We start from the raw sequence: 19,742 nt of genomic DNA, 5'->3' as shown, positions 1-19,742 counted from the left end.
GCCCGGTTGCGCCGAGCCTAACGCCCGGCCCCCGGGCTCCGCCGGGAGGTGAGGCGGTCGCGCCCGGCATGCCGCCGGTCGCTGCAGGAGCCCGTGCCCCCGATCGGGTGAATGCGGTCAGGCCCGCGCTGGTCCGTGCCGTTGAGAGGCGAAGGCGGGGAGTTCCGCCGCCCTTCGACACCTCAGGAGAGACGGCTCATGCTCCTTCCCGCCTTCGTCACCAAGATCCTCTCCGTCGGCGCCGTCGCGAAGACCGCGACCGGTGCGGGCGTGGCCCTGGTGGCCTTCACCGGTGCCGCCACGGCGGACGTCCTCCCCGGTCCCGTGCAGGACACCGTGGCCGGGGTCGTCGAGACGGTGGCCGGCGTCGACCTGCCCGACTCGGGCGACCCGGCGGAGCCGGTGGTCGAGGCGGGCTCCGGCGACGCCGTCGAGGCCGGGGAGGAGACGCCGGCCGAGGAGCCCGCGCCCGAGGAGAGCGGCGAGGCCCCGCCGGACGGGGACGGCGCCGGCAGCGGCGTGGACGACGGAACCGGGAGCGGCGAGGGGGCCGACGGTGGCACCGAGGAGGGTGCGGACGACGTCGCCGGCGGTGATACCGAGGAGGGCGCCGAGAAGGTGCACCCGGACAACTTCGGCGCGACGGTGAGCGAGGACGCCCGCGACGGGGGCGTCGACGGCCGGGAGATCAGCCGACAGGCCCATGCCCGCAACGAGGCGCGCAAGGCCGAGCGCAGGGCCGGCCGGGGTGACGCGCAGCCGGCCCCCGAGGCGCCGGCTCCTGCCCCTGCGCCGCAGCCCGCCCCGGCGCCGGAGCCGGTCCCCGCGCCGGCTCCCGAGCCCGTCGAGGAGCAGCAGGTGTCGGTCGCCCCGCAGACCCCGGACGGCAACGGGCACGGCAATGGCCACAGCAACGGCAATGGGAATGGGATCGGGAACGGGAACGGCGGTGGTAACGGCCGCGGCAGGTAGGTCGCGGGTCAGGTCACGGTGGCCCCGCCGGCCAGCAGGAGCGCGACGTCGAGCACGGTGAGCAGCATGACCGCGGGGAAGGCCAGCCGGCGGAAGCGGTCGGTGCCGGCGAGGGCGGCGACCACGACGGCGGGCGCGGCGAGGACCAGGCCGGCCCACGCCGGCGCCGACGGCGGGCCCGCAGGGCCGAGGACCAGCACCAGCGAGGCCGCGCCGAGCAGCGTCGCCCCGGCCGTCGCGGACGCCCGGGCGCCCAGCCGGTGCGGCAACCCGCGGACGCCGGTGGCCAGGTCGTCCTCTAGGTCCGGGGCGACGTTGGCCAGGTGCGCCGCGGCCCCCAGTGCGGCGCCGGCGGCGACCAGCCACCAGGGGGCCGCCGGCTGTCCCGGCGCCGCGGCCACCACGCCGGCCGGCAGCACCCCGAAGCCGGTGACGTAGGGCAGCGCCGACGCCGCGGTCCGCTTGAGGCCGGCGTTGTAGGCCCAGCCGCTGGCGACCAGGCCGAGCAGCAGCAGACCGGGGGCGAGGCCCAGCAGCAGCGACAGGATGACCGCCGCCGCGAGCGACAGGAGGGCCAGCGTGCGCAGCCGCACGGGGTCGACCGCGCCCTGGACGACGGGCTTGTCGGCCCGGGCGACGGCGCGGTCGCGGTCGGCGTCGAGCCAGTCGTTGCTCCACCCGATGGAGGCCTGACCTGCGAGGACGGCGACCGCCAGCAGCGCGACCCGCGCCGCGGGCACCCCCGCGGTCGCCGCGAGCAGGGTGGCCACGAGGGTGACCGCAACCGTGGGCCCGGGGTGGATGGCCAGCGCCAGCGCGCGGACGGCGCCCGCCGCCCGGCTGGGCCGCGCAGGCACATCCACCACGCCGTGTCAACCCCTCCCGAGTCCTTCATTCGGCCCCTGACCTGCGGATTTACGAGATCGGGCCGATCCGTTGGTCAGTCTGCCGTGGTAGCCTGTGGATAGCGAAAGGGGTCACACACACATGGGCTTCACTGTCGGCGAGACCGTTGTCTACCCGCACCACGGTGCCGCGCTCATCGAGGCGATCGAGAAGCGGGTCGTCAAGGGTGAAGAGAAGGCCTATCTCGTGCTGAAGGTCGCCCAGGGCGACCTGACCGTGCGCGTGCCGGCCGACAACGCAGAGATCGTCGGCGTCCGCGACGTCGTCGGTCAGGAGGGGCTGAACCGGGTCTTCGAGGTTCTGCGCGCCCCGCACACCGAGGAGCCGACCAACTGGTCGCGCCGCTACAAGGCCAACCTCGAGAAGCTCGCCTCCGGTGACGTGAACAAGGTCGCCGAGGTCGTGCGTGACCTGTGGCGCCGGGACAAGGACCGTGGCCTCTCGGCCGGCGAGAAGCGGATGCTCTCCAAGGCCCGCCAGATCCTGGTGAGCGAGCTCGCGCTCGCCGAGGGCACCAACGAGGACAAGGCCGAGGTCCTCCTCGACGAGGTCCTCGCCAGCTGAGCTCCCCGCAGCTCCGCGCACCAGAGCACGTCCGGGCCGCTCCCGTGCACGCTGTCGGCATCGTCGCAGCGGCCGGGAGTGGTCTGCGTCTGGGGGCCGATCGGCCCAAGGCGCTGGTCCTCCTGGCCGGGCGGCCGCTGGTCGCCTGGGCCGTCGAGTCGCTGCGCGCCGGTGGGGTGGCGGAGGTGCTCGTCGCCGTGCCCGCCGACGAGCGGGCGGCGTTCGCCGGGGCGCTGCCTGCCGACGTCCGGCTGGTGACCGGCGGGGCGAGCCGCACCGCCTCGGTCCGCGCCGCCCTGGCCGCCGTCGAACCGCGGGCCGACGCGGTGCTCGTGCACGACGCCGCCCGGCCGCTGACCCCGCCCGACGTCATCGCCCGCGTGCTCGCCGCCCTCGCCGCCGGCGCCCCCGCCGTCGTCCCCGTCCTGCCGGTGGTCGACACCACAGTCACCGTGGACGCCGACGGGTGGATCACCTCCGCGCCCGAGCGGGCCACGCTGCGCCGGGTGCAGACCCCGCAGGGCTTCGCCCGCGATGTCCTGGTCGCCGGCTACGACCGGCTCCCGGCCGGCGCCGACCTGACCGACGACGCCGCGGTGGTGCGCGCGGCCGGGACATCGGTGGTCACCGTGCCCGGCGACGAGCGGGCCGCAAAGGTGACGGTCGCCCACGACCTCGCGCTGGCCGAGGCGCAGGTGCGGCGTTGAGCGCGGCGCTGCCGCGGGTCGGCGTCGGGGTCGACGTCCACCCGATCGAGGCCGGGCGGGCCTGCTGGCTGGCCGGGCTGGAGTGGCCCGGGGCCGACGGGTGCGCCGGGCACTCCGACGGCGACGTCGTCGCCCACGCGCTCACCGACGCGGTGCTGTCTGCGGCCGGGCTCGGCGACATCGGCGGGCTGCTCGGCACCGACGACCCCCGCTGGGCCGGGGCCCGCGGGGCGGCGGTCCTGGCCCACGTGCGCGAGGTGCTCGAGGCCGCGGGCTGGCGGGTGGGCAACGCGGCGGTGCAGCTGGTCGCCACCACGCCGAAGCTGGGTCCGCGGCGGGCCGAGGCCGAGGCGGTGCTCGGCGAGGCGCTGGGCGCGCCGGTCAGCGTCACGGCCACCACGACCGACGGGCTGGGGCTCACCGGCCGCGGCGAGGGCAGGGCCGCGATGGCGACGGCGCTGGTGGTCCGGACGGCGTCCGTAGACTCTCAGCAGTGAGCCTCCGCCTGTACGACACGGCCGCCCGCGCGGTCCGCGACTTCACGCCCCTGCGTGCGGGACAGGCCTCCATGTACGTCTGCGGGCTGACCGTCCAGGGCCCGCCGCACGTCGGGCACGTGCGCGCCGCGCTGGCCTTCGACGTGCTGCGCCGCTGGCTGACCGCGAGCGGCCTCGACGTCACCAGCATCCGTAACGTCACCGACATCGACGACAAGATCCTCGCCAAGGCCGCGGCGAACGGCGTTCCGTGGTGGGCGTGGGCGTACACCAACGAGCTGGCCTGCACCCGCGCCTACGACGTCCTCGGGGTGCTGCCGCCGACCTACGAGCCGCGGGCCACCGGGCACATCCCGGACATGGTCGACTTCATCGAGCGGCTGATCGAGCGCGGGCACGCCTACGCCGTCGACGGCGACGTCTACTTCGACGTCCGCTCGTTCCCGGGGTACGGGGAGCTCACCGGGCAGCGGCTCGACGACCTCCAGCCGGCCGCCGACACCGACAGCGACGAGCGCAAGCGGGACCCCCGCGACTTCGCGCTGTGGAAGACGCACAAGCCCGGCGAGCCCGAGACCGCCGCGTGGGCGACGCCGTGGGGCCGGGGCCGGCCGGGCTGGCACCTGGAGTGCTCGGCGATGGCCGAGCGCTACCTGGGCGCGGAGTTCGACATCCACGGCGGCGGGCTGGACCTGCGTTTCCCGCACCACGAGAACGAGCGCGCCCAGTCGCAGGCCGCCGGTGACGGGTTCGCGCAGTACTGGCTGCACAACGGCTGGGTCACCCTCGGCGGCGAGAAGATGAGCAAGTCGCTGGGCAACACCGCGCTGGTCGACGAGGTGATCAAGCGGGTCCGGCCGGTGGAGCTGCGCTACTACCTGGTGACCCCGCACTACCGGTCGATGATCGAGTTCACCGACGCCGCGCTGGCCGAGGCCGGTGCCGCCTACCGCCGGCTGGAGTCCTTCGTCCGCCGGGCGGCCGAGCGGGTGGGGGCGGACGCCGGCAAGCCGGACCTGGCGCCGGAGTTCGTCGCCGCCCTCGACGACGACCTCGGCACCCCCGCCGCCGTCGCGGCCGTGCACGAGGCGGTGCGGCAGGGCAACACCGCGCTGGCCGCCGGGGACGACGAGGCGACCGCCGCGGCCCTGGGCTCGGTCCGCGCGATGCTCGCCGTCCTCGGCCTGGACCCGCTCGACCCGCAGTGGGCCGGCGGCGCCGACGACCGGCTCTCCGAGGTCGCCGACGAGCTCGTCCGGCTGGCCCTCGGGCAGCGTCAGGCCGCCCGCGCCCGCAAGGACTTCGCGGCCGCCGACGCCATTCGCGACCAGCTCGCCGCCCTGGGCGTGCAGGTCGAGGACACCCCCTCTGGACCGCGATGGGAGCTGAGTCGCTGATGGCCGGCAACAGCCAGCGCCGGGGCCGCACCAGCGGCGCCGGCAAGAAGAGCGCCACCGCCGGCACCGGCGGCAAGAACCGCCGGGCGCTGGCCGGGCGCGGCGCCACCCCGCCCGCCGAGCAGCGCACCGGCCATCCCGCCCAGCGCCGCGCGCAGGCGCAGGCCCGCCAGCGGACCGATCGCGCCAGGGCACGGCAGCGCGCCGAGGAGGCGCCGGAGCTGCTGCTCGGCCGCAATCCCGTGGTCGAGGCGCTGCGGGCGCAGATCCCGGCGACCGCGCTGTACGTGGTCACCGGGGAGAGCACGCGCGGCGGCACCGACGAGCGGATCACCGAGGCGCTGCACCTGGCCAACGACCGCGGGCTGCCGCTGCTCGAGGTGGGCAAGGCGGAGTTCGACCGGATGTCCGGCGGCGCGCTGCACCAGGGCATCGGGCTGCAGGTGCCGCCCTACGAGTACGCGCACCCCGAGGACCTGCTCGACCTGGCGCGCGACTCGGGCCGGCCGCCGCTGATCGTGGCGATGGACGGCGTCACCGACCCGCGCAACCTGGGCGCCGTCGTCCGCTCGGCGGCCGCGTTCGACGCGCACGGGGTCGTCGTCCCGCAGCGGCGCGCGGTCGGCATGACCGCCTCCGCGTGGCGCACCAGCGCCGGCGCCGCCGCCCGGCTCCGGGTGGCCCGCGCGGTGAACCTGCCCCGGGCGCTGGCCACCTACCAGGACGCCGGTCTGCAGACCGTCGGGCTGGCCGGTGACGGCGACGTCGAACTGGACGAGTACGACGGTTTCGCCGACCCGGTCGCGCTGGTGGTCGGCGCCGAGGGCACGGGGCTGTCCCGGCTGGTGCGTGAGCGCTGCGACGTCGTCGTGCGGATCCCCATCTCGCGGGACACCGAGTCGCTCAACGTCAGCGTCGCCGCCGGCATCGCGCTGTACCAAGCGGCCGCTGCCCGCCGTTAGGCCCCCTTGCAGGGGCCCGTCGCGAGCGTGCGAGCGGCGGGGGGCAAGGGGGTCCTTCTTCAGCCGATCAGCTGGGCCACCGTGTAGATCGCCAGGCCGGCCAGCCCGCCGACCACGGTGCCGTTGATCCGGATGAACTGCAGGTCCCGGCCGACCTGCAGCTCGATCCGCCGGCTGGTCTCCTCGGTGTCCCAGCGCTGCACGGTGCTGCTCACCAGGTCCGCGAGGTCGGCGGAGAACCGCTCCACGAGGTAGCCGGCGATGCTGTGCGCGTGCCGCTGCACGAGTTCGCGGACGGTGGGATCGCTGCGCAGCCGGACGGACAGCTCGAGGATCAGCCCGGTCACGCGGGCCCGCAGTTCCGACGCCGGGTCGGCTGCGGCGACGAGGACGGCGTTCTTCACGTTGGTCCACAGCGACCCCGACCAGGTGCGCACCGCCGGGTGCTCGAGCAGCTCCTTCTTCAGCGCCTCGATCCGGGCCGCCGTCGCCGGGTCGGTCCGCAGCGCGTGCACGTAGGCGCGGAGGCGGGCGTCGTAGGAGCGGCGCAGCTCGTGCCGCGGGTCCTCGCTCACCTCGTCGAGGAACTTCTGCACGCCGGCGAAGACCCGGTCGAACACCCGGTCGTCCACCCAGTCGGGCACCCAGGCCGGGGACGCGTCGCCGAGCTGGGCCCGGAAGACCACCCGGTTCTCCTCGAGGAACCGGGACAGCAGGCGCAGCCCGGCCGACAGCACCTCCTGGTGGCGGTCGCCCTCGACGACCAGCTCCAGCACCCGGGCCAGGACCGGCGCCGCGGGCGTCTGCTGCAGCTTGCGCTCCACGAGGGCGGCGACCGCCGGTTCCAGGTCCTCGTCGCGCAGCAGCTCGGTCAGCGCGGTGACGACGGCCGAGGCGTCGCGGGCCAGTCGCTCCGCCCGCCCCGGAGCGGCCAGGAACTGGCCGAGCCGGCCGGGCACGTCGATGGTGGTCAGCTTCTCCTCGACCACGTCGCGGGTCAGGAAGTTCTGCTGGACGAAGGTGCCCAGGCTGGCGCCGATCTGGTCCTTCTTGCGCGGGATGATCGCGGTGTGGGGGATGGGCAGCCGGAGCGGGTGCCGGAACAGCGCGGTGACGGCGAACCAGTCGGCGAGCGCGCCCACCATCGACGCCTCCGCGGTCGCGCGCACGTACCCGACCCAGGCGCCGGCCTCCTCCCCGAGCAGCACGCAGCCGAGGAAGACCGCTGCGGCGACGAGGAACAGGCTGGTGGCCAGCCGCTTCATGCGGGCGAGGTCCCGGGCCCGCGCCGGGTCGTCGAGCGAGCTGGCGAGGGGGGCGGTCGTGCGGGAGGCCGGCACCTGCCCGAGCCTAGGCACCGTGCCGGCATCCGCGCCCGAGGGCCGGTCAGCCGTCGGTGCTGCCCAGCGTGACCTCGACCTGCTGGGTGTCCCCGCCGCGCTGCACGGTGAGGGCGACCTGCTCGCCGGGCGTCTGGCTGCGCACGGCAGCGGTGAGCTCGGTGGAGGTGGTGATCAGGCGGTCGCCGACGGCGGTGACCACGTCACCGGCCCGGAGCCCGGCGTCGGCGGCCGGGGTCCCCGGCTCCACCTGCACGATCTGGGCCCCGGTGCCGATCTCGGGGTTGGTGTCGTCGGCGGCGGTGCGGGCGCTGACGCCGAGGTAGGTCGTCTTCGCGGAGCCGTTGTCGATGATCTCCTTGGCGATGCGATGCGCGGTGTTGCTGGGGATGGCGAAGCCGACGCCGATGTTGCCGCTCTGCTCCTGCTTGCCGGGGCCGCCGGTGGCGACGCTGGCGATGGCGGTGTTGATGCCGACCACCTCACCGGCGCTGTTGACCAGCGCGCCGCCGGAGTTGCCCGGGTTGATCGCGGCGTCGGTCTGCAGGGCGTCGATCACCGTGGCGTCGCCCTCGGTGGAGCCGGTGGCCACGGCCCGGCCGGTGGCGCTGACGATCCCGTCGGTGACGGTGTCGGTCAGGCCGAGCGGCGCACCGATCGCGACCGCGAGGTCCCCGACCTGCACCTTGTCGGAGTTGGCGAAGGTCGCCGGGGTGAGGCCGGAGGCGCCGTCCAGCCGCAGCACGGCCAGGTCGGAGATCGGGTGGGCACCGACGACGGTGGCGTCGTAGAGCCTGCCGTCGGAGGTGCGCACCGACACCGCGGTCGCCGTGCCGTTCCCCTCGAGGCTCACGACGTGGTTGTTGGTCAGGACGTAGCCGTCGTCGGTGAGGACGACGCCCGAGCCGCTACCGGAACCGGAGGAGCCGCTGACGTAGACGGTCACCACGCTCGGGGCCGCCTTGGCCGCGGCGGCGGTCACCGCCGACGCCGTCTCCGGGTTCTTGATCGTCACGTTCTGCGCGGCCGCCGTGCTGCCGCCGCGGCCGGCCGGGTCGTCGGTGAGCGCCACGACCCCGGCGCCCGCGCCGCCGCCGATCAGCGCCCCGGCGAGCAGGCCGGCGATCCCGATCCGCCACCGCCCACCCCGTGCGGTCGGGGGCTGCGCCGGCGGAGGGGGCACGGCCCCCGGGTACGCGCCGCCCGGAGGGACGGCGCCGTGGGACCCGGCCCCCGGGTGCGGGGGTGCCGGCTGCGGGGTGGCCGGCGGCTGCCAGGCCGGCGGCGGCGTCCACGCGCCGGGCTGCGGGCCGGTGGCCGGCGTGGGGGTGGTGCCGTTGTCGCTCACGAGTCGCTCTCTCCTCCCGGGCGGCGGTCCGCCGCCCTCGGTACCTACTGTCCGACCGATCGCTGCCCCGCCGCTGACGGTTGGCTGTGAGACTCCTGGACGCGTCTACCGCGGCAGGTCCTGGAGCACACGGCCGCGCGCGACCAGCTCGGTGACCACCCAGACGGCGATCGCCTCGGTGGCCAGCAGGCCGACCAGGACCAGCAGCTGGGCTGCCCCGGCGTCCAGCGGGCTCCCACCGCCGAGCAGCACGCCGACGAAGGCACCCGGGAGCGTCACCAGGCCGACCGTGCGAGTCTGGTCCAGCGGCGGGACCAGCGCCGTGCCCGCGGCCGGCCGGGCGACCTCCAGGACGGCGTCCCGCGGGAGCAGCCCGAGCGCGAGGGCGGCCTCCACCTCGCCGCGCCGCAGCTCCAGCTCCTCGCGCAGCCGCCGTCCGGCCAGCGACGTCGCGGTCATCCCGCCTCCGATGAGGATCCCGGCGATCGGGATCACCGCCTCGCCCCGCAGCGGCACGGTGCCGCTGGCCAGCATCAGGGCCACCACCGGACCGGCGCCGACGACGATCGGGGCGGCGGCCACCCGCACCCGGGGCGCGGCGCCGGGGGCGCGCAGCGGGAGCCCGGTCACCCGCCCGGCTGCCGTGATCGCGGCGACGACCACCATGAGCAGCACGAACGCCACCGACAGGAGCAGCGAGCGGACGACGAGCAGGAGCACCGCCGAGACGGCGGCCAGCTGGACCGTCGCGCGCAGGACCGCGACGACGATCGGCCGGTCCTGGCCCAGGCCGGAGACCCGGCCGACGACCGCGGCGAGCACGGAGAGCGCGGCCAGCACCCCGACGAGCCGGGGCCCGAGCTCCACGACGGCGGAATCCACGAGCGCCGATCTTGCCGGGTGGGTCGGGACCCGGCGGACCGGCCGGCCGGCTCAGCCCACGGCGATGATCTCCTCGCGCGGCTCCAGACCGGTCGGCCGATGCGGCGGCGGCACGAGCGCCATGGGCGAGGTGCAGTGCCGCAGCAGCCAGCGGTGCAGCCCGTCCAGCGGCCGGTGCAGCAGGCCGCCGTGCCCGGCGCTGAGCGACAGCAGCAGCGTGGGGCAGGCCGCGGCGAGCACCCGCCCGCCGGTCGCGTGCGGCAGGGGCTGGTGGCCGATCTCCAGGTCGGGGAACCGGCTGGCCCACGCGTCGGGATCGGCGGTCCAGCCCGACTCGGTGGTCGGCCGGGTGTGCACCACCAGGAGCGGCCGGCCGCTGCGGCGGGCCCCCTCGGCGGCGAAGACGGCGACCGGGTCGTCGTCCTCGGGGTGGCCCAGGCCGAGGACGACGACCAGCGGGCGCGACATGGCCACGCCGGCGCGGTGCCGGGGGACGACGACGACGGCCCGGGGCGACCGGGCCGCCACCTTCTGGGCGACGGAGGCGAGGACCATCTCGTCGGCCGCGCCGGTGGTGGAGATGCCGAGCACGATCAGCTGCGCATCGGTGGCCGCGCGGACCAGCGTGGTCACCGGGTCGCCGGGGACGACCTCGGTGGCGGCGGCCACGGCCGGCGCGGTGTGCCGCGCCACGGTGTACGCCTGCGCGGTGACCGCCCGGGCGGCCGGCAGCTCGCGCGCGGGCATCCCGGCGACACCGCTGCGGCCGAAGTGGGGGGTGGCGTGCACGATCCGCAGGGGTGCGCCTCTGCGGGCCGCTTCCTCGGCGGCCCAGCGGACCGCGCGCAGCGAGCACTCGCTGCCGTCGGTGCCGACCACGACATCCAGGACCGGCGGTCCCTCGTCGACCGGTCCACTCGCGGGCGAGACGCTCCCAGGAGCCGGGGTCATCGTGGTCACCGAACACCTCCGCGTCGGTCGTCCCCCGTGCCTGCGCACGATCGTCCGCGTCTCGGCGGTGGCAGGGAAGACCCTCCGCGTGTCGAAGGGTGTGGCTGGGGGAAGCGGGGTAGGGGCCGGGCGGTGCTCGCCGCGCCGGCTTCCCGTGTCCGGCCTGTCCTGGAGGCTGCCCCGTGCCCGTCCGCGGACCGCTCATCCGTTTCCTGCTGGGGCTCGGCCTCGCCGCCGTGCTCCTCCTGGCCCTCGTGGGGGGCCTCGCGCTCAGCCCGGACGCGATGATCGCCGTCGGGCTGGTCGGCGGGGTGACGGCGTGCCTGGCCGGTGGCATCGCGAAGGAGTCCGCCCGGCACGACCGGCGGGCGATGCTGGAGGCGGCCGGGCGGGCGGGCGCCGCAGCGATCACGGTGGTGCTGGTGCTGTCGGGGACCGCCGCGCTGGCCGGGCCGGTCATCGCGGTCCTGGTGGCCGGCGCCGTCGTGGCCGCCGGACTCGCGGTCTGGCTGGTGCGAACCCACCGGAGGCCGTCCACCGGCGCCGCACCCGCAGCGGCCTCCCCGGCGCCACCTGTCACCCTCCGGTCCCCGTCGATGGCGGGACGGGGCCCGAGCGCTCCGCTGCGGCCCGTGGCGGAACTGTCGACGGCGGCGCTGGGCCGGGAATGGGTGCTGTCGACGGCGGCGCTGGGGGCCCGGCTGGACCCGGCGACCCGGCAGGCGATCGTGGCCCGTCGCCAGCAGACCCTCGACGAGCTGGAGCGTCGCGATCCCGCCGGGTTCGCGCGCTGGCTGGCCGCCGTGCCGCTGCCGGGCAGCGACCCCGCCGGCCACCTGCGCTACGGCGACCCGGCCGCCTGAGCTCCTCCGCGGCCCGGGCTCCACGCGGGGTGCGGGTCGGCACGGGCCATCAAGGCGCCGTGAAAACGCGGCGGGGGGCATCAGAGACACATCAAGATCGCGGTCGGGAGGGGTGCCCGCCGCCGAGTCTGGGGCCCGATCCCAGGAGTCGCCGTGCTGCACACCCCGAAGCGGTGGTTCATCGGCCGGCCGCTGCGCAGCGACCGGCTCGGGGAGACGCTGCTGCCCAAGCGGCTGGCGCTGCCGGTGTTCTGCTCCGACCCGCTCAGCTCGGTGGCGTACGCGACCGAGCAGATCGTGCTGGTGCTCGGCCTCGGCGGGCTGGGTCTGCTGTACCTGACCCCGTGGCTGGGGACGGCGGTCGTGGTCCTGCTGGTGGTCGTCGTCGCCTCCTACCGGCAGACCTGCTACGCCTATCCGAACGGCGGCGGCGCCTACGCGGTCAGCCGGGACAACCTCGGGGTCCGGGCCAGCCTGGTGGCGGCCAGCGCGCTGCTGGTCGACTACGTGCTCACCGTTGCGGTCTCGGTGGTGGCGGGGGTCGCGGCGATCACCTCGGCGATCCCCGCGCTCGCGCCGCACGCCGTCGTCCTCTCGCTGGCCCTGGTGGTGCTGCTGACGGTGGTGAACCTGCGCGGGGTCAAGGAGTCCGGGCGCGCGTTCGCCGTGCCCACCTACGGCTTCGTCGCGATCGTGTTCATCCTGCTCGCCGTGGCCGGGCTCCGGCTGGCCACGGGCCAGACCCTGACGGCGGAGAGCGCCTCGTGGGGCCTCGTGCCCGACCACCGCACCGGCGGGTTGCTCACCGTGTTCCTGGCGCTGCGTGCTTTCGCCAGCGGCTGCACCGCGCTGACCGGCGTGGAGGCGGTGAGCAACGGCGTCCCGAGCTTCGAGGAACCGAAGTCCCGCAACGCCGCCACGACGCTGGCGACCATGGGCGGGCTGGCGATCACCATGTTCGCCGGCATCACCGCGCTGGCCGTCGTCACCCACGTGCACATGGCCGAGGACCCGGCTCACCTGATCGGCCTGCCGGCCGGACAGGAGCAGCGGACGGCGCTCAGCCAGATCGGCCTGGCCGTCTTCGGCGGCGGCCCCGCCTTCTACCTGCTGCAGGCGTTCACCGCGGCGATCCTGGTCCTCGCCGCGAACACCGCCTACAACGGCTTCCCGGTGCTCGCCTCGCTGCTGGCGCACGACGGGCACCTGCCCCGGCAGCTGGCCCGGCGCGGTGACCGGCTGGTGTTCAGCAACGGCATCGTGCTGCTCGCCGCGGTCGCCGGGCTGCTGATCGTCGCCTTCGATGCCGACGTCACCCGGCTGATCCAGCTCTACATCATCGGGGTGTTCGTCTCCTTCACCCTCAGCCAGGCCGGCATGGTCCGGCACTGGAGCCGAGAACTCCGGGCGGTGCGGGATCCTCGCACCCGGCGGTCGGTGCGCCGCTCCCAGGCGATCAACGCCACCGGCGCGGCGATGACCACTCTGGTCCTGCTCCTCGTCCTGGTCACGAAGTTCACCCACGGCGCGTGGATCGTGGTCATCGCGATGCCGCTGCTGTTCGTGCTGATGCTGCGGATCCGCCGGCACTACGACACCGCCGACGCTGAGGCCGCCCCGCGCCCGGGCGGGGTGACGCTCCCGAGCCGCATCCACGCCGTGGTCCCGGTCGTGAAGATCAACGAGCCGACGCTGCGCACGCTGGCGTTCGCCCGCGCCATCCACCCCGACGACCTGACCGCGGTCACCGTCCGCGTCGACCCGGCCGAGACCGACCGGCTGTTCGCCGAGTGGGTGGGCCGCGACATCCCGGTGCCGCTGGCGGAGATCGACAGCCCGTTCCGCGACATCGTCCAGCCGCTGGTCGACCACGTCCGGTCCATCCGCAGGAGCTCGCCGCGGGACGTGGTGTGCGTGTTCATCCCGGAGTACGTCGTCGGGCACTGGTGGGAGGCGCTGCTGCACAACCAGACCGCGCTGTGGCTGAAGACCCGGCTGCTGTTCCAGCCCGGCGTGATGGTCACCAGCGTGCCCTGGCAGCCGGCCTCCAGCCACGCCGCGATGGACCCCGAGGACCGCACCCCGGTCGGGGTCGGCTAGCCCTGCGCGGTCCCCTCCACCGGCGGGGTCCAGCGGTGGGACGCTCATCCCCATGACCGGGGCCAGGGCGCCGTTCCGCGGCTCGGCCGGCATGCAGCACCCGGCCGGCGCCCTCCCCGGGGGCTTCACCGGGCTGAGCCGCCGGCGGCGAGGGGCGGGCGCGACGCTGCTGGGCGCCGGCCTGCTGGTGCTGGCGCTGGCGCATGGACCGGCCCGGCAGCTGGACTACGCCGTCCCGGTGCTGCTGGTGTTCACCCTGGTCGTCGCCGCGGCACTGCTCGGCGGGATGCAGATCGCGCTGCCCGGTGCGGTCGCCGGCGCGCTGCTGCTCAACTGGTTCCTCACTCCGCCGTACGGAACGCTGGTGATCGAGTCCGCGGAGCAGGTCCTCGTCCTGGCCGTCTACCTGGGGGTGGCGGTCGCGGTCAGCTGGGTGGTCGACCTGGCCGCGCGCCGCACCGCGGAGGCCGCCCGGGCCCGGGCGGAGGCCGAGGCGCTCTCCGGCCTGGCCGGGGCCGCGCTCGCCGAGCACCAGACCCTGCCGGATCTGCTGGCCCAGGTGCGGCAGGTGTTCGGCATGCGCGAGGCCGCGCTGCTCGAACGGGACGACGACGGATGGCGCCTCGTGGAGGCCAGCGGTGAGAGCACGCCCGGCGCCGACGAGCACGAGATCCGCGTGCCGGCGGGGGCCGATCTCGCGCTGCGGGTGCGCGGGCCCGAGCTGTTCGCCGCCGACCGGCGGGTGCTCACCAGCTACGCCGAGGCCGCCGCCGGCGCGCTGATCACCCACCGGCTGGCCGAGCGGGCCGCGGAGGCCGCTCAGCTGGAGGTCGCCGACCGGATGCGCACCACCCTGCTCGCCGGCGTCGGCCACGACCTACGCACCCCGCTGGCCGGCATCAAGGCCGCAGTGAGCGGCCTGCGCCAGGACGATGTCGCCTGGACCGCGACCGAGACCGCGGAGCTGCTGGCCACCATCGAGACCGGAACCGATCGCCTGCAGCGGCTCGTGGGCAACCTGCTCGACGCCTCCCGCCTGCAGGCCGGCGCCGTCAGCACCGCGCTCGAGCGGGTCCGGCTGGAGGAGCTGGTCGGCCGGGCGCTGATCGATCTGGGCCGCCTCGACGCCGTCGCCCTCGACATCCCCGAGGACCTGCCCGACGTGCTCGCCGACGTCGGGCTGGCCGAACGGGTGCTGGCCAACGTGCTGGAGAACGCGCTGCGCCACGGTCGCGCGGGCACCGTCACCGTCCGCGGCGCGCTCGGAGCCGAGCCGGGCACGGTCGTCTGCGAGGTCATCGACCACGGCCCGGGCGTGCCCGCGGGCTCCGAGGCCACCATGTTCGCCCCGTTCACGCGATTGCGCGGCGAGGCCGGCGCACTCGGCGACCGCGCCACCGGCGGCCTCGGGCTCGGCCTCGCCGTCGCCCGCGGCTTCGCCGAGGCCATGCACGGCCGCCTGGCCGCGCACCCGACGCCCGGCGGCGGGCTGACCATGCGGCTCACCCTGCCGCTGGCGGGCGTCCCGCGCGGCGCGACGACCACTGGGCAGGGGGCGCGGTGAGCACGGTCCTCGTCGTCGACGACGACCCGGCACTGGTCCGCGCGCTCGGCATCAACCTGCGCGCCCGCGGCTACCAGGTGCACGCCGCCGACACCGGCGCCGGCGCACTCCGCCTGGCCGCATCCCATCCACTCGACGCCGTCATCCTCGACCTGGGCCTGCCCGACATGGACGGCAGCGAGGTCATCGCCGGACTGCGCGGCTGGACCGACGTGCCCATCCTCGTGCTCTCGGCACGCGAGCAGTCCCGGCAGAAGGTGGCCGCCCTCGATGCAGGCGCCGACGACTTCATCGGGAAGCCCTTCGGCATGGACGAACTGCTCGCCCGACTCCGGGCCGCGATCCGCCGCGGCCGCCCCGCGCCGGCGCAACCGACCATCACCACCGACGACTTCACCATCGACCTGGCCGCCGGCCGGGTCACCGCCGGCGACCGGAACGTCACGCTCACCCCCACCGAGTGGCACCTGCTGGAGGTGCTGGCCCGCAACCCCGGCAAGGTGGTCGACCACCACCGGCTGCTCACCGAGGTGTGGGGCCCGGCCTACCGGGAGCAGACGAACTACCTGCGGGTGTACATGGCGACGCTGCGCCGCAAGCTCGAGCGCGACGCGGCCAACCCGCGCCATCTGCTCACCGAGGCCGGTCGCGGCTACCGCTTCGAGCCCTGACAGCGGACGGCTTCCTGCCGTCCGGGGCGGCGAGCTATCCCTCGGCGACGGCGAACCACTGTTCGTCGGAGAGCGCGCGCCGCACTCACCGACCGTATCGGCGGGCCTGCCTGCTCGACGCGCTGCTGAATCGCGGAACGGCATGTGCAGGTTTCGGCACGTGGAGCCGGTGTCCGTGGAACGCCTGAGCGGCCGGGGTCTGTTCGTGCACGGCGAGCGGGTCGAAGCCGCACCGCAGCGAGCAACCGAACCGGCCGTGCTCGTGCTCAGATGAGCAGGGCCACTGCGGCAGCCCCGCCGGCGAGGACCACCGCGATCCGCAGCACGGTGGCCGGCAGGCGGCGGGCGATGCGTGCGCCGAGGTATCCACCGCCGATCGAGCTCACGGCCAGCAGCGCCACGACGGGCCAGTCGACCTCGGCCACGACCGCGAAGATCGCACCGGCGACCACGTTCGAGGCCATGACGGAGAGGGTCCGCAGTGCGGCGACGAAGCGGAAGTCGACGTCCAGGCCGAGCGCCAGGGTAGCGATCATCATCACGCCGGCTCCCGCGCCGAAGTAGCCGCCGTAGATTCCGGTGACGAAGACGAAGAAGGTGGTGAGCGGCCCGAGCGTGACGCGGGCGGACGACCGTCCCGACGACGCCCGCCGGACCGCGAGCCAGGCCGACAGGCGCGGCTGGACCCCGACGAGAACGCAGGTGCCGAGGATCAGCCAGGGCACGATCGCCTCGAACACGCCGGGCGGCAGGGCCAGCAGGAGCGCCGCGCCCACGCTGCCGGCGATGCCCGCGAGCAGGACGACCCGGTAGGTGAGGCCGCGGTGGAGCCGTAGCTCCCGACGGAACCCCAGCGCGGCGCCCGCCCCCGCCGGCACCAGGCCGAGGGTGTTCGAGGCGTTCGCCAGCACGGGGGGTAGGCCGACCGCCAGCAGGATCGGGAAGCTGAGCAATGACGCCACGCCCACCGTGGAGGTGAGCAGCCCCGCGCCGAACCCGGCCAGGACGACGAGGAGATGGTCCAGACCGCTCACTGCTGCTCCTCGGTCGACAGTCACCAGGTGGCGCACTGGCCAGACCACTGAACCAGATGGCCTTCGGTGTGCCGACAGCCCGACGTCGTCGAGCCTGGGAGGCGGGCGGGGCGACGATTCCCCGGTCGGGTGAGGGTTCAGGCGGTGAGCTGACCGAGGCACACGGTGGCCGCAGCGCTGCCGTCGCCGCGGATGATCGCCTCGGCCAGGGCGTCGAGAGAGGCGCGCAGGCCGGGCGAGTCCGGCGGGTCCGGGGCCTTCTCGGCAAGCATGTCGTCGAGGTCGGCCAGCAGGTGGGACCCAGCCAGGCGGCGGATGCACCGCCACGTGTGCTCGAAGGTCCGGGGTCGGCCGTCGTCGGCCAGCATCGCGAGCCGGAGCGAGGACTGCGGATTGGTGGCGGCTGCACGGGAGATCCCTGCCAGAATGGCCTCCCGGGCTGCGTACACCTCCTCCGGTGGCCGGCTCGCCAGTTGCTCGCCCAGAGGGCCGGGCGCCGGGTCGATCGACGGCGCGGCGTCGCGCACGAGAGCGCCGACCCCGTGCCGGACCTCGATCCGGCCCTGGGTCTCCAGCGCCGCGAGCGCCCGGGACAGGGTGGCCCGGCTGACCCCCAGCTCGGTGGCGAGCTGGCGCTCCGAGGGGAGGCGGTCGCCACCGACGAGGCCCTGCGCCTCGATGAAGTCGGAGATGTGGGCGGCCAGGCTCTCGTACAGCCGTTCCCGACGGACGGGCGACATCCGGCGTGGGGTGACCGAGGCCATACCCGGCAGCTTAGGGTCAGAGTGGCGCAGTTGTCAGGTGGCTCATCCACTGGCAGGATGCCCGGCGGCGACATGACCGTCGTCACATCCCCTGCTCACCCCTAGGACGACGTTGTCTCCCGAACTCATCTCGCTCGCGGTACTCGCGATCGTGTTCCTCGTCGCGACCGTGCGTGGCGTCAACATGGGCGCCCTGGCGCTCGTGGCGGCGTTCATCGTGGGAGTGACGGTCTTCGCCCTGGACGCGGACGGCGTCCTCACCGGTTTCCCCGGCAACCTCTTCGTCATTCTCGTCGGCGTCACGTACCTGTTCGCCCTGGCCAAGAACAACGGCACGGTGGACTGGTTGGTGCACGGCGCTGTGCGCGCCGTCGGCGGCCGCGTCGCGCTCGTCCCGTGGGCGATGTTCCTGGTCTGCGCGCTCGTCACCGCGATCGGCGCCGTCAGCCCCGCGGCGGTGGCCATCGTCGCCCCGATCGCCATGGGCTTCGCGGCGCGCTACCGGATCAACCCGCTGATGATGGGGATGATGGTGGTGCAGGGGGCGACCGCCGGCAGCTTCTCGCCCATCGGCATCTTCGGCAGCATCACCAACGGCGTCGTCGAGCAGAACGACCTGCCTGGCAGCCCGGCCTTCCTGTTCGTGGCCACCTTCCTGGCTGCCGCGGTGATCGCGGTCATCACCTACTTCGTCTTCGGCGGCCGCGAGCTGGTGGCCCGGGGCCGCGAGGACGCCCAGGTGGCAGCCATGGCCGCCGAGGCCGAGAAGGTGTCGTACGCCGCCACGCGGACGGCGACCGGTGGAACCCCGCACTCCGCGGCGGAGGTGACGCGCAGCGGGGCAGCGGGCGGCGAGGCCGACGACGACCACCGCCTCAACCCCGAGCGCATCGTGACCCTGCTCGGGCTCGTCGCCCTGATCGTCGGCGCGCTGGGTTTCGACCTCGACGTCGGCTTCACCGCTCTCACCATCGCCGTCGCCCTCACCCTGGCCTTCCCGAAGGCGGCCAAGGGTGCGGTGGAGAAGATCAGCTGGGGCACGGTGCTGCTGATCGGCGGCATCGTCACCTACGTCAACCTGCTCCAGGCCGAGGGGGTCGTCGACTGGCTGGGCGAGCGGGTCGCCGAAGTGGGAGCACCCCTGGTGGCCGCCCTGCTGATCTGCCTGATCGGTGCCGTCGTCTCGGCGTTCGCCTCCACCACGGGCATCATCGGCGCGCTGATCCCGCTGGCCGTGCCGTTCCTGCTGACCGATCAGGTGAGCGCGATCGGCCTGATCGCCGCGCTCGGCATCTCCAGCTCGGTCGTCGATTGCAGCCCGTTCTCCACCAACGGTGCGCTCGTGGTGGCGAACGCCGACCCGAACGACCGGGACCTGGTCTTCAAGCGGCTGATGCAGTGGGGCATGTCGATCGTCGTGGTCGCACCGATCGTCGTGTGGGCCGTGCTGGTGCTGCCCACCGCCTGAGCCCAGCCGCGTCGGCGGCCGGCGTTCACAGCGTCTGCAGGACCCCCGGAAGGTCCGCAGCCTCCTCGACCTCGAGCGACGGCTGCGGACCTTCCGCGTCGACGGCGTGGCCGCGGCGCACCAGGCGCACCGTGGTGATCCCGGCCTCCAGTGCGCCGCGCACGTCCCGCGCCGACGCGGCCACGTGCACGAGCCGGTCCGGGGCCACGGTCGCGGCTGCGCGGCGGTAGATCTGCTCGCTCGGCTTGTAGGCGCCCAGCCGCTGCGAGGTCAGCAGCAGCTCCGGCTCGACGAGACGTGCGGCGCGCGTCGTGCGGGCGAGCGCATCGTCGACGTTCGACAGGATGCCGGTCCGGTGCTCGGCCGCCACGGCGCGGACCCCGTCGGCGACGTCCGGCCACAGCGGCCATTCCGGAACCGACTCCTCGATGGTGGCCAGGTCCACTTCGACCGTTCCCTGGCCCAGACCGAACTCGTCGTAGGTCCGTGCCAGGGCCTGCCGGGACAGCTCGGAGAACGTCACCGGGGGCCGGGCGGTGCGCTGCAGGCCCTTGTTGTGCCGGTCCCAGTGGTCGTAGAGCTCAACGCCGGTCCGGTCCCAGCCGCGACGGGCGGCCAGGTCGGCGAAGACGGCCGAGCCGCCGGTGCGACTGTCGGTCAGAGCGCTGAACAGGTCGAAGGTGACGATCACACCGAGGAGTATCGGGGTTCGGAGTAGCGCTGTCGGCGTCGTGGAACATGCTGGCCGGCCA

At 74.9% G+C, this 19,742-nt stretch carries 19 protein-coding genes; 11 read left to right on the top strand and 8 right to left on the bottom strand.

Features of this window, described 5'->3' with window-relative positions; genetic code table 11:
* The first annotated feature begins 198 nt into the window (after positions 1–198).
* Positions 199–972, top strand: coding sequence for a hypothetical protein (locus BMZ50_RS08375; RefSeq protein ID WP_091323097.1), 774 nt, complete (start codon positions 199–201; stop codon positions 970–972).
* Between the two features lie 8 nt (positions 973–980).
* Here BMZ50_RS08375 and BMZ50_RS08370 read toward each other — a convergent pair whose 3' ends face one another.
* Entirely contained in the window at positions 981–1,838 is an 858-nt protein-coding gene (locus tag BMZ50_RS08370; RefSeq protein WP_245753464.1) for a UbiA family prenyltransferase, read from the bottom strand.
* Between the two features lie 121 nt (positions 1,839–1,959).
* Between BMZ50_RS08370 and BMZ50_RS08365 the strand changes: the two genes are divergently transcribed.
* The 5 genes from BMZ50_RS08365 to rlmB are packed head-to-tail and all read left to right on the top strand — an operon-like array spanning position 1,960 to position 6,005.
* A complete protein-coding gene (locus tag BMZ50_RS08365) occupies positions 1,960–2,442 on the top strand; it encodes a CarD family transcriptional regulator (protein WP_091323096.1) in 483 nt (160 codons plus the stop codon).
* 44 nt (positions 2,443–2,486) lie between these two features.
* Positions 2,487–3,149 (top strand): 2-C-methyl-D-erythritol 4-phosphate cytidylyltransferase, encoded by a 663-nt coding sequence (gene ispD, locus BMZ50_RS08360; RefSeq protein WP_091323094.1) that lies wholly within the window; start codon positions 2,487–2,489, stop codon positions 3,147–3,149.
* On the top strand, positions 3,146–3,646 hold the full coding sequence (ispF, locus tag BMZ50_RS08355; protein WP_091323092.1) for a 2-C-methyl-D-erythritol 2,4-cyclodiphosphate synthase: 501 nt from the start codon (positions 3,146–3,148) through the stop codon (positions 3,644–3,646). The genes ispD and ispF overlap by 4 nt, the downstream gene beginning before the upstream one ends.
* Positions 3,643–5,043, top strand: coding sequence for a cysteine--tRNA ligase (gene cysS, locus BMZ50_RS08350; RefSeq protein ID WP_091323091.1), 1,401 nt, complete (start codon positions 3,643–3,645; stop codon positions 5,041–5,043). The genes ispF and cysS overlap by 4 nt, the downstream gene beginning before the upstream one ends.
* Positions 5,025–6,005 (top strand): 23S rRNA (guanosine(2251)-2'-O)-methyltransferase RlmB, encoded by a 981-nt coding sequence (gene rlmB, locus BMZ50_RS08345; protein ID WP_245753463.1) that lies wholly within the window; start codon positions 5,025–5,027, stop codon positions 6,003–6,005. Before cysS ends, rlmB begins: the two co-directional genes overlap by 19 nt.
* 59 nt (positions 6,006–6,064) lie before the next feature.
* Here the strand turns inward: rlmB and BMZ50_RS08340 are convergent, their stop codons facing one another.
* The 4 genes from BMZ50_RS08340 to BMZ50_RS08325 all read right to left on the bottom strand — a co-directional run bounded on the left by BMZ50_RS08340 (position 6,065) and on the right by BMZ50_RS08325 (position 10,526).
* Complete coding sequence (locus tag BMZ50_RS08340) at positions 6,065–7,345, bottom strand: DUF445 domain-containing protein (protein ID WP_245753462.1); 1,281 nt, start codon at positions 7,343–7,345, stop codon at positions 6,065–6,067.
* Positions 7,346–7,391: 46 nt separating this feature from the next.
* Positions 7,392–8,693: a S1C family serine protease gene (locus tag BMZ50_RS08335; protein WP_091323087.1), complete on the bottom strand. Its 1,302-nt coding sequence runs from the start codon at positions 8,691–8,693 to the stop codon at positions 7,392–7,394.
* Positions 8,694–8,798: 105 nt separating this feature from the next.
* On the bottom strand, positions 8,799–9,575 hold the full coding sequence (locus tag BMZ50_RS08330; RefSeq protein WP_091323086.1) for an ABC transporter permease: 777 nt from the start codon (positions 9,573–9,575) through the stop codon (positions 8,799–8,801).
* A gap of 51 nt (positions 9,576–9,626) precedes the next feature.
* Positions 9,627–10,526, bottom strand: a complete 900-nt coding sequence (locus tag BMZ50_RS08325; protein ID WP_091323561.1) for a universal stress protein — start codon at positions 10,524–10,526, stop codon at positions 9,627–9,629.
* A 182-nt stretch (positions 10,527–10,708) separates the two neighbouring features.
* Between BMZ50_RS08325 and BMZ50_RS08320 the strand changes: the two genes are divergently transcribed.
* From BMZ50_RS08320 to BMZ50_RS08305, 4 genes are all read left to right on the top strand, one after another.
* Positions 10,709–11,389 (top strand): hypothetical protein, encoded by a 681-nt coding sequence (locus BMZ50_RS08320; protein ID WP_091323085.1) that lies wholly within the window; start codon positions 10,709–10,711, stop codon positions 11,387–11,389.
* A 153-nt stretch (positions 11,390–11,542) separates the two neighbouring features.
* Positions 11,543–13,489 carry an APC family permease gene (locus tag BMZ50_RS08315; protein ID WP_091323083.1) on the top strand — a complete coding sequence of 649 codons (1,947 nt, stop codon included), beginning with the start codon at positions 11,543–11,545 and terminating at the stop codon, positions 13,487–13,489.
* 52 nt (positions 13,490–13,541) lie between these two features.
* The gene (locus BMZ50_RS08310; RefSeq protein WP_091323081.1) at positions 13,542–15,053 is read left to right on the top strand and encodes a sensor histidine kinase; all 1,512 of its coding nucleotides are present in this window, start codon (positions 13,542–13,544) and stop codon (positions 15,051–15,053) included.
* Positions 15,050–15,724, top strand: coding sequence for a response regulator (locus tag BMZ50_RS08305; protein ID WP_091323079.1), 675 nt, complete (start codon positions 15,050–15,052; stop codon positions 15,722–15,724). The genes BMZ50_RS08310 and BMZ50_RS08305 overlap by 4 nt, the downstream gene beginning before the upstream one ends.
* Positions 15,725–15,990: 266 nt before the next feature.
* Here the strand turns inward: BMZ50_RS08305 and BMZ50_RS08300 are convergent, their stop codons facing one another.
* Both BMZ50_RS08300 and BMZ50_RS08295 read right to left on the bottom strand, forming a co-directional pair.
* On the bottom strand, positions 15,991–16,758 hold the full coding sequence (locus BMZ50_RS08300) for a sulfite exporter TauE/SafE family protein (protein WP_091323077.1): 768 nt from the start codon (positions 16,756–16,758) through the stop codon (positions 15,991–15,993).
* Between the two features lie 137 nt (positions 16,759–16,895).
* The gene (locus BMZ50_RS08295) at positions 16,896–17,498 is read right to left on the bottom strand and encodes a FadR/GntR family transcriptional regulator (protein ID WP_218146165.1); all 603 of its coding nucleotides are present in this window, start codon (positions 17,496–17,498) and stop codon (positions 16,896–16,898) included.
* 136 nt (positions 17,499–17,634) lie between these two features.
* Between BMZ50_RS08295 and BMZ50_RS08290 the strand changes: the two genes are divergently transcribed.
* Positions 17,635–18,990: an SLC13 family permease gene (locus BMZ50_RS08290; RefSeq protein WP_091323074.1), complete on the top strand. Its 1,356-nt coding sequence runs from the start codon at positions 17,635–17,637 to the stop codon at positions 18,988–18,990.
* A 25-nt stretch (positions 18,991–19,015) separates the two neighbouring features.
* On the opposite strand, the gene BMZ50_RS08285 is transcribed toward BMZ50_RS08290, so the two are convergent.
* Positions 19,016–19,681, bottom strand: a complete 666-nt coding sequence (locus BMZ50_RS08285; RefSeq protein ID WP_091323072.1) for an HAD family hydrolase — start codon at positions 19,679–19,681, stop codon at positions 19,016–19,018.
* Between the last annotated feature and the right edge of the window lie 61 nt (positions 19,682–19,742).

The sequence above is a fragment of the Geodermatophilus ruber genome (assembly GCF_900114385.1).
GTDB lineage: Bacteria > Actinomycetota > Actinomycetes > Mycobacteriales > Geodermatophilaceae > Geodermatophilus > Geodermatophilus ruber.
Note: the sequence above shows the minus strand (reverse complement) of the source record. Positions and strands in the feature narration are given on the sequence as shown.

Excerpts from the sequence above, each read along its gene's own strand:
- BMZ50_RS08375 (WP_091323097.1), top strand. The coding sequence starts at position 199 with ATGCTCCTTCCCGCCTTCGTCACCAAGATCCTCTCCGTCGGCGCCGTC.
- BMZ50_RS08365 (WP_091323096.1), top strand. The coding sequence starts at position 1,960 with ATGGGCTTCACTGTCGGCGAGACCGTTGTCTACCCGCACCACGGTGCC.
- rlmB (WP_245753463.1), top strand. The coding sequence starts at position 5,025 with ATGGGAGCTGAGTCGCTGATGGCCGGCAACAGCCAGCGCCGGGGCCGC.
- BMZ50_RS08325 (WP_091323561.1), bottom strand. The coding sequence starts at position 10,526 with ATGACCCCGGCTCCTGGGAGCGTCTCGCCCGCGAGTGGACCGGTCGAC.
- BMZ50_RS08310 (WP_091323081.1), top strand. The coding sequence starts at position 13,542 with ATGACCGGGGCCAGGGCGCCGTTCCGCGGCTCGGCCGGCATGCAGCAC.
- BMZ50_RS08295 (WP_218146165.1), bottom strand. The coding sequence starts at position 17,498 with ATGTCGCCCGTCCGTCGGGAACGGCTGTACGAGAGCCTGGCCGCCCAC.